Source organism: Coxiella endosymbiont of Dermacentor marginatus (genome assembly GCF_907164955.1).
Taxonomy (GTDB): domain Bacteria; phylum Pseudomonadota; class Gammaproteobacteria; order Coxiellales; family Coxiellaceae; genus Coxiella.
Genome location: NZ_OU015521.1, coordinates 1 through 13,855 on the forward strand (window position 1 = coordinate 1; position 13,855 = coordinate 13,855).

The window sequence follows — 13,855 nt, forward strand, 5'->3', positions numbered from 1 at the left end:
AAGTCTATAATAGTCCTTTTGATCAGTCAACCAAATAAAATGATGAGTTAAAGAATTCGATGTGATAACTGTGAATCTATCACATCGAACTAATCAGTCAAAATTTTAGGGTGATCAAAATGGAATATAAATTTTTGCTATAACATTTTCAGCTTCAATATGTCTAATTAAACAGATGCTTCAGGTCGAGAAGACAAGTACGATTGTTAAAATTTAAAGTTTGTAATCTACAGCGTGTGGAATAATACCGTACTAACAAGAGAGATCATGCACCCACTCCAAATTTTAGTAAAGATGCCCGATATCTGAATATATTACAGTACCTTATCGATCATAATAGTCTATTTTAAAACTATTCGTAAAAATCTCCCGAACGAGTTGAGATTCAATGATCTGAGCTTTACAATATAAAGCTTTTTCCATACTTTACTTAATCTTACTTACCTAAAATATTCGCGAACTCGTTGTAGATCTTCTGCTGTATCAACGCCGGGTAAGCATTTTTCTTTTATAACTACCATATGAATACGGCCACCGTGCCATAAGATACGCAATTGCTCTAAAGCTTCAAGATTTTCTGCAGGACAGCTATCCCAAGAAAGATATTCTCCTAAAAATCCAGCTCGATAAGCGTAAATACCGACGTGACGAAAATGAGAGCTGTTTAATTTAATACTCTCTTTACTATTATCTTTACTATTAAAGGTAAAACGATTCCATGGAATAGGGGCATGACTAAAATAAAGAGCATAGTTACGACGATTCAGAACCACTTTAGTGGTATTAGAATTAAATAAATCGTCGATATCCGTAATTGGTGTACAAAGAGATGCTACTTTTACATTATCATGTTCACAAAGATCCTCTGCTAGTTTTCTAATAGCTACTGGGGTAATTAATGGCTCGTCACCTTGTAAGCAAACTACAATTTCATCATCCTCTAAACCCAAGGCAACAACAGCCTCTGCAACACGTTCAGTTCCGGACTGATGATCAGAAGAAGTCATACAAACCGTTGCTCCGAAGTCTTTTACTACTTTACTTATACGGTTATCGTCAGTTGCAATAACGACATCTTCTGCACCACTTTTCAAAGCACAGTCGTAAACGCGCTGAATCATCGACTTACCAGCAATATCTGCTAATACTTTACCCGGTAACCGGCTGGAATTATAATGAACCGGTATGATGACTCGGAATTCCATCTTATCTCTCATTTTCTGTTAATAAATGGGCTTTGTCAGCTAACATTACTGGGATGCCTGCTTGAATAGGATAGGCTATTTTATCAAATCGGCAATGGAGTTCTTCCAACTCTTTCTTATATACCAATTTACCTTTGCAAAGCGGGCAAGCCAATATTTCTAATAGTCTTTTATCCATCAATAACTCCAACCCCTAAAAAGCTATGGGAAACAATTTATCATTTTTAAACTAAGAATCAATAGGTTTTAATCAGTAGCTTTTTCTTATATTACAATTAAGAGGATGGTATTTACGTAGTCATATAAAGAACGCTAAATTGAGTGATTATAATAATATGAAAAAGCAAAAAGAACGATAACTATAAAAAGATGAGGATCTAGAGAAAAGAAAAAATTCAAAAATCATTCGATTTACATATGAATAGTAATATCATACTTTTTACTTAAAACATCTGAGTTTTTTCTGCTTCCGAAAGATCCTGATAAAATCAACTACTAAAATGAAAAAACTAAATCACTAGTGAGTGGCTTTAAAAATTTTAATAAATTTAGAATTCTAATATACTCGTAGTAAATACAGATTCAATTACTTGGTGATTTATTTTATTCTTTGTTAAATTTTAATAGCCAAAATCATGTCTTTAAAATAATACAAATTTTCTTTCCATTTAATGAGTAAGATACGCTTAAGAAAAAATTGATGGTTATGATATGATGACTCAGAGATTCGCGGCATAATCACTGAATGATTTATTTTACTATAAATAGGAATTGCGAAGAAGAAATTTTTGTTAAGAGTCACACATAAAAAAGCATAACAGAAATAAATAATAAATACGTAATTAGTGCCTGATTAATACATGTTTGAGTTGATAAATTAAAAATCTTTACCTCTTTACTAAACTAAAAAAATTATCAATTAGTATTCCTAAAAAAGCGCGAAAAAGCGCGAACGATATGGGGGCTAAAGACTCAATTTCTTCCTTTCTCCCGATATTTATATTTTCAAAGTTTGAAATCCCGCCGCTTACCCTAACATATAACTTGAGTTAAAACAAGAGACAGTAGTATGGATTACTTTTACTATTTCTTTCTGAGTTATTACTTTTCTGATTCGAGTAATTACATTTTTTAATAAAATCTTTTGAGTGCTTGAAGGTCGCCAAGCTATTCCGATCGTTCTCATAGGTTTAGGTGAATTAAAAGGCAAGTAACAAATATTATCACTGGGATAACAAGATAATTTAGGCATCAAAGTCATACCCACATTAGCAGCTACCATATGCCTTAGAGTTTCCAAACTAGTCGCTTGGAAACTCTTTGTTTCTGAAGTAGTTAACCGACGAAAAACTGATAAGGCTTGATCACGCAAACAATGACCTTCCTCGAGTAAAAGCAAGGTCTTATTTTCCAAATCAGATAACGTAAGCATTTTATGCTTAGCTAATGTATGATGACGAGGTAAAGCCAAGAAGAACTCTTCTTCAAATAAGGGTAAGATTTCTAAATCTTCTTCTTCGATTAAGGGAATTGCCAATAGAACAGCATTTAATTTCCCTTGAATTAATTTCTCTATCAAAGTAGTAGTTTTTTCTTCTCTAAGATAGAGAATAAGATCTGGAAATGTCTTTATCAAATCTGGAATAATATGCGGTAAAAGATAAGGGCCTACAGTAGGAATGATACCCAAATGCAGCTCACCTCTAAAAGGATTCTTTGCTTGAGCTGCAATCTCTTGCATAGCAGTTACCTGCAGTATAATGCTACGTGCTTTTTCAGTAATCTTCTCACCCATTTCTGTTAAGAAAACTTTTTTATTGGTTCGCTCGATTAATTGAATACCTAGATTTTCTTCTAATTTTTTTATTTGCATACTCAGGGCTGGTTGGCTCACGAAACATGCTTTTGCTGCTTTGCCAAAATGGCAGTGGGCTGCTAAAGCAATCAAATATTCTAAATCTCGAAGATTCATAAATAGATTTTACTAATTTATCATACATTTTTCTAATCAAAATAAATGTTCAAACGATTTACAATTATTAATCAACTTAAAAATCGCTCTAAGTTAATTATTATTTTTCCTAAGATCGAAGATGAAACAGCAAGATACTCTAAAGTTTCTCTGCAAATATGGATCGATTGTTTTATTCCATATTTAAACTTTGGAAACAGAAAATTCTCATACGTAAGAATATGTTATGACTAGATTATCTCTATAATTTTTTTCATCATTATTTAAGAAAATACTTAAAAATATCTTCAAATTATTTCTAGTTTTTCTACTACTTTTTTGAATTTTTTTATCTAAGAAATAAAAATTCGAATCAAATTTTAAAGAATATTTTTCTAAAATCTTTTATTTTCCCTAAGAAAAATGAGGATATTTTGATAATTACAAATTTTTATAAGAGAGTATAATACTTCTCGCTAAGTTTTCGAGAAATATTGAGAATTATTTATTCTTCTATAGCCTCAATTGTATCCGTCAAAATTCTTTTCTTATTAAAGGATACATTCAAGATTTGCTAACTTATTTTTTTAATAGTTTTCTGACTGTTCTTTGCCTTTCTAAGAGCGAGCAGATTTGGGTTTTATCATTTTGATTCTGTCTAATTTACTTAATTTATGTGAATTAGACGCATTTGGTTTCAAAAATTAAACTTATCGGGACGGTAGGATTTGAACCTACGACCACTTGCACCCCATGCAAGCGCGCTACCAGGCTGCGCTACGCCCCGAATGAAAAGTAAAATTCGTATTATAAAATCATTAGCTTAATTTACAATGGAATTTTAAAAAAATGATGTTGTTTATACCTTTTCTTAGAGTTATTGAATTTCATTAAAAAAGTGTTTCTTTGACATCTCTGCTTTGTAGAGTATACAGGCATGTTTTAAAAAATTAATTTTCGTATAATCAACGCTTTTTTAAATTTATATTTAATTTTATTTTGATAGCAAGGTTTTCAAAGAAAGGGATGACGACTAAGCCATCTCTAAAACCATCATAGCTTTCTCAAATTCAGAAATCGCTTGATGGGATAGTACGACGGCTTTTTATGGATTTGTAGTTTTAGTGTCCTTGTTTATCTTTGGAAGCGTTGGCAGTTAGTTTCTGCTTAGTATCTTCGATGATATAAATTTTTAAAGAATAGAGAGCAAACTCACTTTTTTAGAATTCCTTGTAGTTTAACATTTTTCTCCACTCTGGATTTGAGTTTGTGGCCGGCACGAAATGTCACAACACGCCGTGCCGTAATAGAAATTGCCTCGCCAGTTTTAGGATTGCGCCCAGGACGTTGTTTTTTATCACGCAGATTAAAATTACCAAATCCTGATAATTTTACAGACTCTCCTCTTTCTAATGAAAAACGGATATCTTCAAAGAACAATTCAACTAATTCTTTCGCCTCTCGCTTGTTTAAGTGCACTAAATTAAACAAGTATCCTGTCAAGTCAGTTTTCGTAAGCGCCATCGGCTTTTATGCCCTCAATTTGGCATTGAACTTACGCTCAAGATCAGCGATTATGCGTTCAATGATCTGTTTAATGTCTTTGTCTATTAGAGTGCGCGATGGGTCTTGAAAGATTAATCCCAAAGCAACACTTTTTTTTCCAAATTCAATATGTTCATTGCTTTCGTATATATCAAAAATTTCACTCATGATCAATAAATGTCCGGCACTTTGAGCAATTTCTTCTTCGATTTGCGACGCTTCAACGTCTCGATCTACTACAATGGCAAGATCACGACGGGCAGCAGGAAATTTAGAGTTAGGTTGATAGTGGGGCAATTTTTTCTTCGTAATAGTCTTAAGTTCCACTTCAAAAAGATAAGGAGTACCCCATAGGTCTAACTTCTCTACCAGCATAGGATGTAAGGCACCCATATAACCAATACAAGTCTTTTTAAAGTACAAAGCAGCACATCGACCTGGGTGTAAGGCAGGATGCTCCGCACATATAAAACGAAAATCTTTTTTAGAGCAGCTAAGAGATAATAGAATACTGACATCTCCTTTCAAGTCATAAAAATCGACTGAACGTTCTTTTTCTCCCCATTGCAAGCTATGAACATCTCCTACAATTAATCCAGCTGCTTTAACTGGCTGATTCCATTTTCCCTCACTTTTAATAAAACAGTTACCGATTTCAAATAGTCTTACACGCTGAATTTGACGAGATTGATTGTATCTCGCTGTAGTAACAAGCCCAGGCCATAAACTGTTACGCATGACATTCATATCGTTCGTAATCGGATTAGAAAGGGTAAGAGATTCTACATTGGGATTAAGCTGACTTTGCAATTTATCATCGACAAAACTATAATTCATAACCTCATTATACCCCCGATCGACCATTAAACAGCGAATTCGGACTAGGTTTACTTCCGTCTCTGACAGAGGGGGTAGAGTCATTTTACAGTTCAAAATGGTTTGAGGAATACGCTCATAGTTATATAATCGTGCTATCTCCTCAATTAAATCTATTTCTTGAGTGATATCAAAACGATAACTGGGCACTGTCACTTGCCAACCATTTACTTTTAACTGAAGGACCATTCCTAAAGAACTTAAAATTTGATGAACTTCTTTATCAGAAATTTCTACACCTAATAATTTCTTAATTTGTTCACGACGTAAATCAACTGTTTTAATAGTAGGAAAAGTTTCTTTAATGAGTTGATCTTCGATAGGACCAGGTTTTCCGCCAGTAATTGCTAATAATAATTCCGTTGCACGTTCTATTGCTAGTTTTTGCAGTTTGAAATCAACACCACGTTCAAATCGATACGAGGAATCCGTATTTAAACCATAATATCGTGCCGTCAAAGCAATATTGCTTGGTGTAAAATACGCACTTCCCAAAAAGATATTGTTTGTTTTTTCATTAACGACTGAATTAGCACCCTCTATAACTCCAGCAATAGCATGTACTTGATTTTCATCTACAATGACTAAGGTATTATTATTTAAAGTGATTTCTGTTCCGTTGATTAAGACAATTTTTTCTCCGGAATTTGCATAGCGCACACAAATCTCACCAGATAATTGATTCAAATCAAATGCGTGTATAGGCTGGCCCCATTCCAACATTACATAATTCATAACATCTATAATGGGATGGATAGAATATAATCCACTGCGACGCAAGCGTTCTCGCATCAAAAGCGGTGTTTGAGCATTTCTATCAATATTACAGATAATCCGACTGACATAATGCGGACAAGCTTCTTTTGCTTGTATATAAATAGGAAAAATAGCATCGATAGTCGACTCAAAGCTGGCTACTTTGGGTGTTTTTACAGAAAGCCGTTTAATAGCGCCTATTTCATTAGCGATTCCTCGAACACTAGCACAATCACCTCGATTAGGTGTTAAATCAATATCAAAAATAGAATCTTTTAATTGTAAATAATCGTGTAAATCTTTTCCAACAGGGGCATTAGAGGGAAGCTCCATGATGGATCCGCTTTGATATTCAAACAATCCTAATTCCCATTCTGAACATAACATTCCATATGAAACTACACCCTGCAATTTGGTTTTTTTAATCTTCAGATCGCCTACTCGGCCGCCAATTAAGGCAACAGGAACTTTCAGACCAGCACGCACATTAGTTGCTTCACACACAATTTCTAAGATCTCAGTTTTTCCTACATTCACCTGACAAAGAGACAATCGATCTACATCGGCATTTTTCTTTGTAGATAGTATTTCTCCTACCACTACTTTTTTAAAAGAGTGAGCGACAGGATCAATAGAATGAACCTCCAAACCAAATAAAGTAAGTTGTTCTGCTAAGTGCTTAGTGTTAACTGGGGGATTTATCCATTCGCGAAGCCAAGTTTCACTTAATTTCATAAATTAAAACTGCCTCAAAAAACGCAAATCATTTTCAAAAAAGAGACGTAAATCGGGCACCCCATAGCGCAACATAGCTAATCGATCTAAACCAACACCAAAAGCAAAACCGTTATATTCATCAGGATTAATATTTACATTACGTAATACATTTGGATGAACCATACCGCAACCCAAGACTTCTAGCCAGCTTTTGGTAGTTGGTTGATAAATATTAATTTCAGCAGAAGGTTTGGTAAAAGGGAAATATGAAGGACGAAAGCACAAACGAAATTTAGTTTCAAAAAAACAATTTAAAAATTGTTGCAACAAACCCTTTAGATCCGCAAAAGTACATTGTTTATCTACTACCAATCCTTCCGCTTGATGAAACATAGGTGTATGAGTAGGATCAAAATCACGGCGATATGCCCGCCCTAACGCAATTAATCGAATTGGTGCGCATTTTTTCTTCATTTGACGTATTTGTACATTGGAAGTATGCGTTCGTAATAACTGGTTATCTGAAAAATAAAAAGTATCTACCATTGTCCGCGCAGGATGCTTAGAAGGAATATTTAATGCTTCAAAATTATGATACTCGTCCTCAACTTCTGGGCCATCGACAACCTGAAAACCTAGAGAAGTAAATAAGTTGGTTACTCGTTCAGAAACATGAGTAATAGGGTGGATAGTACCAAGACTGTCATAACGACCTCGAAGGGTAACATCAATTTTTTCTTGCGTTAACTTTTCATGCAAGACTTTTTCACGCAGCTGTACAAATTTTTTATTGAGTAAAATCTGAATTTCATGCTTAATTTCATTAATCGCTTTTCCAAATTTTGATCGCTCTTTGAAAGAAAATATCTCTAACGATTTTAGTAAGTCAGTTACTTTTCCCCTTTTACCAAGATAACTAACGCGAATTTTTTCCAGAGTGGATTCATCGGGCGCTTCTTCGATGAATTTTCTAGCGGTTTGCAATAAAGATCCTAACTGAGCCTGCATAATTCGCGTATTATGATGTGTTTAATGTAAGCTTGGCTTTCCCAGCTAATTTTCCAAAAGCAACTTTATCATTGACTGCTAAATCCGCCAATACTTTACGATCAATAAGAATTACTGCTTTATTTAATCCATTAATCAGACTATTATAGGAAAGACCGTGTTCTCGTGCACCAGCATTGATACGCATAATCCATAAAGAACGAAATTGACGCTTTCGCTGTTTGCGATCACGATAAGCGTATTGGGCTGCTTTAATTACGGCTTGTTTCGCCACACGATAGATACGACTGCGAGCACCATAATAGCCTTTTGCTTTGCGTAATATTTTTTTATGACGAGCCCTTGCGGTAACACCTCGCTTTACTCTTGGCATGTTATTTCTCCACTACAAACTCAAAAACTCCTCTCCATCTAATTCTTTCTCCAGAAAAAAGGATAGGAGACCATATGAAGAATTTAACCAAACCTTAAATTCCCAACATTTTTTTAATTACTCTAATATCGCTTTTAGCGATCCGATGCAGTTTTCGTAATCGACGTTTCCGTTTTTGCGATTTTTTAGTCAAAATATGATTATGATTAGCTGCAGCTTGCTTGATAGCATCCTGTCCTGTTTTTTTAAACCGTTTCGTAACTCCACGATTAGTCTTTAATTTCGGCATGACTTCCACCACTCTTTGTTTTATTACTCTCATCCCTTACCTTTCATAATCACCATCGTCATTTGACGACCTTCTAGCTTTGGTTCTTGTTCAATAACAATGTTTTCTAAGTCCCGCTTGACACGATTTAGCAATTCCAATCCTAATTCCCGATGTTGCATCTCTCGTCCCCTAAAACGCAGACTCACTTTTACCTTATCTCTACGCTCTAAAAAGGCTGCGATTTTACGTAACTTAACTTGATAATCTCCTGCATCCGTTCCGGGGCGAAATTTCACTTCTTTAAGCTGCATCAACCGTTGTTTTTTCTTTTGAGTTGCTTTCCTCTTGCTTTGTTCAAACTGGTACTTACCAAAATCCATAATACGACAGACAGGTGGTCTATCTGTTGGAGAAACCTCAACTAAATCCAACTCCGCCTCTTCAGAAAGGGCTAATGCTCGCTCAATTCTCATGATTCCCATCTGCTCACCCTTATCATCAATTAATCGCACTTCTGGGACACAGATTTGCTTATTGACGCGTGTTCGTTTCGATCTGATATGTTATCTCCTCAAATAGTTAGTGAATTCTACTGATGAACTTCTACTGCGCTGATTAATTTTCGTTTTTAATAGACGATAAAACTCTTCCAATGTGAGACTAATTAGTTTCCCATCATTCTCTAATACACGTACTGCTAGTGTTTTATCAGCAACTTCGCGATCACCAATGATAACTTGATAAGGCACACGCGCAATAGTGTGTTCGCGAATTTTAAAGCCGATCTTCTTATTTCTCAAGTCTGATGTGGACCTAATTCCTAAATTTTGAAGATTTTCTACGATTTCCTCAACATAATCAGCCTGCCGATCTGTAATGTTCATGATAACCACTTGAATAGGTGCTAGCCAGAGGGGCAATTTCCCAGAACACTCTTCTAATAAAATTCCTAAAAAGCGCTCAAACGAACCTAAAATGGCGCGATGGATCATTACAGGAGTTTTTTTAAACCCTTCTATGTCAATGTAATGCGCGCCCAATCGTTCTGGCATCGAAAAATCAACTTGTACTGTTCCGCATTGCCATACTCGCCTTAAGCAATCTTGCAAAGAAAATTCAATTTTAGGTCCATAGAAAGCGCCTTCACCTGATAAGATCTCCCAATTTACATCTTTTTTTTCCAATGCCTCTATCAAGGCTTTTTCGGCCTTAGCCCATTCTTCATCACTTCCAACTCGTTCTTTGGGCCGAGTAGAAAGTTTATAACTGACTGCATCAAAACCAAAATTAGCATATACTTCATGCAACTGATCGATAAAAGTCAATACTTCTTCTTGAATTTGTCCTTCCGTACAGAAAATATGTCCATCATCTTGAATGAAACCTCGCAGCCGCATTAAAGCATGCAGAGTACCTGACGACTCATTACGATGACAGGTACCAAATTCAGAGTAGCGAATGGGTAAATCACGATAGCTTTTTATACCTTGATTAAATATTTGAACGTGGGCTGGGCAGCTCATTGGTTTAATCACATATTGCTGTGGTTCTAGAGTCAAGCTAAAAATGCCGTCGCCAAATTTTTCTAGATGACCTGATTTATCCCATAATTTCGATTCAATTAGTTGAGGTGTGTTAACTTCTTGATAGTTGCACTTATGAGTGAGATTACGAATGTATTCTTGCATTTGAAGTATAATGCTCCACCCTTTAGGATGCCAAAATATATTACCAGGCGATTCTGGTTGAAAATGAAATAAATCCATTTTCTTTCCAAGTGCACGGTGATCCCGCTTTTCAGCTTCTTTAAGATAATGCAAATGACTTTTTAAGGCTTTGGCGTCCGCCCATGCCGTTCCATAAATGCGCTGCAACATTTCGTTTTTACTATTACCTCGCCAATACGCGCCTGCCAATTTTGTTAATTTAAAAGCTTTCAATAAACCTGTGCATGGTACATGCGGGCCACGACAAAGATCAATAAAATTACCTTGCTGATACGCTATTAATGTTTCCTCTTCTGGAATATCACGAATAATTTCAACTTTATACTTTTCACCCATTTTTTCGAAAATAGCTAAGGCTGCCTCGCGATCTAATATTTTTCCTTCAATCTTAAAATTGGCTTTAGTGATCTCACGCATTTTTTTCTCAATTTTTTTAAGATCTTCCTGGGTAAAAGAACGTCCGAAAGCAAAATCGTAATAAAATCCATCTTCAATTACAGGACCAATAGTGACCTGAGCCTTCGGAAATAATTCTTTAACAGCATGAGCTAAAAGATGTGCTGTAGAATGGCGAATAATTTCTAATCCTTGGGGATCTTTGTTAGTAATAATTTTAAGAGCAGTATCTTTTTCAATTACATAGGAAATATCTACCAAACGATCATCGACTTTTGCTGCCAAGGCAGCCCTAGCAAGTCCTGCACTAATAGACTCAGCGACTTTTTTAACAGTTACAGGTTCAGAAAATTCTCTTATTTTCCCATCTGGAAGTTTGATCGCTGGCATAATGGAACCCTTACAGTAAAGCACAAAAGATAATAACATCCTGCTGTTTTTTTAACAATTTAGGCATGCAAAGTATTAACTTTTTCCTAAAGTACATTTTTTCTTTTCTTAAATTTATGGGTTTTTCTAAAATTTAGAGAATACTTTATTAAAAAAGCCCATTTTTAGCTAATTTAAAAAAAATTAGCTTTCAACATTCATCACATTAAATTTGAATTAATTCAAATTTCAACAAGTTTATACTGAGACCATTACATGTATCTGAGATAAACGTGATGCGACACGTTTATTTATGTCATGCAATACCTTCTTCCCCAAGCTCTAGTAGAAGAAGCAAAGAATGACATCATGGGAAGCTCTATTTAATTTTAATTAAACTGAAAAGAAGAAAAACATTTAGGAAAAAAAAAGAATGTCTGAAAATAATTACTAAGCTCAGGAAATGATAAAAATAAAAAAATTTTTATTAAAATTCCCAAGAGAACATCAAGTCTCTTAGCAAAGTATCTGACGAAGAATGGCATCACTTAAAGAACTTTAAAGAATAGGCTGAAAGAAGTTTAAAAGTGAATCTTTGAATTCTTTGTTGATCGCTTTTTACAATATCACCTGAAAAAGACAGCTTCAAAATAAAATCTTAACAATAACCAATATTGTGAATATTGCTTCTATCCTTGCGAAAAATTAGGAAATTAATTTAATATACTCAATGGTATCTTATTTATCTTGACTGATATCAACAACGCTTTAAGTAGAATGATGGTTAATTACGCATCAGCTCAAGCAAAGATTTTTTATCCTGTGTTCAATTGTATTGTTGCATTGACAATATTATTAGCTGACATAAAGCAAATACTGATGAAATTTGGAAATAAAACTTGGAGCAACTAATGATCTTCAAAAATCCAGAAATTAATTCAGAAGCAATTTTTTGAATTTTTGGCTACACTGTGTTCTGTAGTATTTCCTCTTAATCAAAGAGGTCCACTAAGGTTCATCTGATTTAGGGTAGCAATATGCATCTTAATTTTAACTAGCTGTACTGATAAATTTTCCTTAACTAATAAAGGAAAATTTATCAGTAAGTTATATATGCACTATTTTTATCTCACAATGTTAAAAATCAGTAGATGCTTGTTCTTTTACATCTTGATAATTAATGCCTGCTTTAAAGCTGAAGCTTTAATAAGTGTCTCCTCATATTCTGCAAGAGGGTCAGAGTCTAACACAATTGCACCACCCGACTGAAATGTAACCATATAATTTTTAACAATATATGTTCGAATGAGAATTGAAGTATCCATACCTCCATCAAAACCAATATAACCCACACTGCCACAATAAGGGCCTCGCCGTGTAGGTTCTAGCTTTTCAATTACTTCCATAGATCTTATTTTAGGAGCACCTGTTACTGAACCTCCTGGAAAAGCAGCACATAACAGATTAACAGCATGAAAATTATCTTTTAATTTTCCTTCAATGATAGATACTAAATGATGTACTGTCTCATAACTTTCTACCTCACAGTACGCAGGTACTTTAATTGAATCGATAAAACACACCTTTGATAAATCATTTCGCATGAGATCTACAATCATCGTATTTTCCGCACGGTCTTTACTGCTTGTTGCTAACGTTTGGGCTAATGCAAAATCTTCTTTTGTATCTTTAGAACGTCTAATTGTGCCTTTTATAGGCCTTGTTTCTACTTTTCGGTTATGTAATTTTAAAAACCGCTCTGGAGAGCTCGAAATAATGGTTGTATCATTAAAACGAACATAAGCACCAAACGGTGCGGGATTTAATGCCCGGATTCGTTGATAAAGTATAAATTCAGAATTTTTTGGAAAACCGCCTTGAAATCTTTGCGATAAATTAACCTCAAATATATCACCGTCTAAAATATAACGACGACACTTTTCTATCGCCTCTATGTAAGTTTTTTGAGTAAAGCAGTTACTAATATCATTTTCTTTTATTAAAGGTTTCGCTGTTAACGATGGTATTTTAATATTTTTAATTTTTTGTAAACACCAAACAAGACGTAATTTTGAACGACGCAGCCTTCTTTCCTTATTTTTCTCAGGTAATCCTGAAGAAACAATCCATGCTTGTTGTTTCACATGATCAAAGGCAATAATTAAATCATAAAATCCCACCGCCATACGAGGATACTGCATATCATCTTGAGAATAATTGGGTAAATTTTCCAAATCCCTGATTAAATCGTAGCTAAAAAAACCAGCCACCCCGCCTTGAAAAGGCGGTAAATTAAGATTCAAGGAAAGCGAGAATGATTCTAATTTATTATACAATAAGGTGAAAATGTTTTTCGTCACCATCATCACTTGACCATTAAAATAAATATTACTATCTCGATAAATAAGTGTAGCAAACGGATCTATGGCAATATAGCTATATCTACCAAACTTCGAATTAAACTTCATACTGTCTAAAAAGACAAAATAGTCCAGTTTACTAAAAACTACAGCATAATCTAATGGATCTCGATAGGGGATGGAAACCCAATAAGGCTGCTTAATATTTAACATTTTCTTTCTCCATAACCATTAATATTTCTATTTATTGTATTGCAAAATTTTTTTTGAAATAGCTAAATATATTTTTCCTATCATATTA

The 13,855-nt window shown here is 34.4% G+C and carries 11 protein-coding genes and 1 tRNA gene; all 12 read right to left on the bottom strand.

Going from position 1 to position 13,855, the window contains the following annotated elements:
* Positions 1-440: 440 nt before the first annotated feature.
* The 12 genes from kdsB to pabB all read right to left on the bottom strand — a co-directional run bounded on the left by kdsB (position 441) and on the right by pabB (position 13,767).
* Positions 441-1,217 (bottom strand): 3-deoxy-manno-octulosonate cytidylyltransferase, encoded by a 777-nt coding sequence (gene kdsB / locus ONG85_RS00005; protein WP_264435549.1) that lies wholly within the window; start codon positions 1,215-1,217, stop codon positions 441-443.
* Positions 1,207-1,383, bottom strand: coding sequence for a Trm112 family protein (locus ONG85_RS00010; protein ID WP_264435550.1), 177 nt, complete (start codon positions 1,381-1,383; stop codon positions 1,207-1,209). Before ONG85_RS00010 ends, kdsB begins: the two co-directional genes overlap by 11 nt.
* A gap of 849 nt (positions 1,384-2,232) precedes the next feature.
* Positions 2,233-3,177, bottom strand: a complete 945-nt coding sequence (locus ONG85_RS00015) for a LysR substrate-binding domain-containing protein (RefSeq protein ID WP_264435551.1) — start codon at positions 3,175-3,177, stop codon at positions 2,233-2,235.
* A 692-nt stretch (positions 3,178-3,869) separates the two neighbouring features.
* A tRNA-Pro gene (locus ONG85_RS00020) sits at positions 3,870-3,943 on the bottom strand.
* 425 nt (positions 3,944-4,368) lie between these two features.
* Positions 4,369-4,680 (bottom strand): integration host factor subunit alpha, encoded by a 312-nt coding sequence (locus tag ONG85_RS00025; protein WP_264435552.1) that lies wholly within the window; start codon positions 4,678-4,680, stop codon positions 4,369-4,371.
* A gap of 6 nt (positions 4,681-4,686) precedes the next feature.
* Positions 4,687-7,068 (bottom strand): phenylalanine--tRNA ligase subunit beta, encoded by a 2,382-nt coding sequence (gene pheT, locus ONG85_RS00030; protein ID WP_264435553.1) that lies wholly within the window; start codon positions 7,066-7,068, stop codon positions 4,687-4,689.
* 3 nt (positions 7,069-7,071) lie between these two features.
* Positions 7,072-8,058, bottom strand: a complete 987-nt coding sequence (gene pheS / locus ONG85_RS00035) for a phenylalanine--tRNA ligase subunit alpha (RefSeq protein WP_264435554.1) — start codon at positions 8,056-8,058, stop codon at positions 7,072-7,074.
* A gap of 10 nt (positions 8,059-8,068) precedes the next feature.
* Positions 8,069-8,431, bottom strand: a complete 363-nt coding sequence (gene rplT / locus ONG85_RS00040) for a 50S ribosomal protein L20 (RefSeq protein WP_264435555.1) — start codon at positions 8,429-8,431, stop codon at positions 8,069-8,071.
* Positions 8,432-8,525: 94 nt separating this feature from the next.
* Positions 8,526-8,720, bottom strand: a complete 195-nt coding sequence (rpmI, locus tag ONG85_RS00045; protein ID WP_264435897.1) for a 50S ribosomal protein L35 — start codon at positions 8,718-8,720, stop codon at positions 8,526-8,528.
* Between the two features lie 29 nt (positions 8,721-8,749).
* Positions 8,750-9,262 (bottom strand): translation initiation factor IF-3, encoded by a 513-nt coding sequence (gene infC / locus ONG85_RS00050; protein ID WP_264435898.1) that lies wholly within the window; start codon positions 9,260-9,262, stop codon positions 8,750-8,752.
* 3 nt (positions 9,263-9,265) lie between these two features.
* Positions 9,266-11,215, bottom strand: coding sequence for a threonine--tRNA ligase (thrS, locus tag ONG85_RS00055; RefSeq protein WP_264435556.1), 1,950 nt, complete (start codon positions 11,213-11,215; stop codon positions 9,266-9,268).
* Positions 11,216-12,357: 1,142 nt separating this feature from the next.
* A complete protein-coding gene (pabB, locus tag ONG85_RS00060; RefSeq protein ID WP_264435557.1) occupies positions 12,358-13,767 on the bottom strand; it encodes an aminodeoxychorismate synthase component I in 1,410 nt (469 codons plus the stop codon).
* Positions 13,768-13,855 lie beyond the last annotated feature (88 nt).

Excerpts from the sequence above, each read along its gene's own strand:
- kdsB (WP_264435549.1), bottom strand. The coding sequence starts at position 1,217 with ATGAGAGATAAGATGGAATTCCGAGTCATCATACCGGTTCATTATAAT.
- ONG85_RS00010 (WP_264435550.1), bottom strand. The coding sequence starts at position 1,383 with ATGGATAAAAGACTATTAGAAATATTGGCTTGCCCGCTTTGCAAAGGT.
- ONG85_RS00015 (WP_264435551.1), bottom strand. The coding sequence starts at position 3,177 with ATGAATCTTCGAGATTTAGAATATTTGATTGCTTTAGCAGCCCACTGC.
- ONG85_RS00025 (WP_264435552.1), bottom strand. The coding sequence starts at position 4,680 with ATGGCGCTTACGAAAACTGACTTGACAGGATACTTGTTTAATTTAGTG.
- pheT (WP_264435553.1), bottom strand. The coding sequence starts at position 7,068 with ATGAAATTAAGTGAAACTTGGCTTCGCGAATGGATAAATCCCCCAGTT.
- pheS (WP_264435554.1), bottom strand. The coding sequence starts at position 8,058 with ATGCAGGCTCAGTTAGGATCTTTATTGCAAACCGCTAGAAAATTCATC.
- rplT (WP_264435555.1), bottom strand. The coding sequence starts at position 8,431 with ATGCCAAGAGTAAAGCGAGGTGTTACCGCAAGGGCTCGTCATAAAAAA.
- rpmI (WP_264435897.1), bottom strand. The coding sequence starts at position 8,720 with ATGCCGAAATTAAAGACTAATCGTGGAGTTACGAAACGGTTTAAAAAA.
- thrS (WP_264435556.1), bottom strand. The coding sequence starts at position 11,215 with ATGCCAGCGATCAAACTTCCAGATGGGAAAATAAGAGAATTTTCTGAA.
- pabB (WP_264435557.1), bottom strand. The coding sequence starts at position 13,767 with ATGTTAAATATTAAGCAGCCTTATTGGGTTTCCATCCCCTATCGAGAT.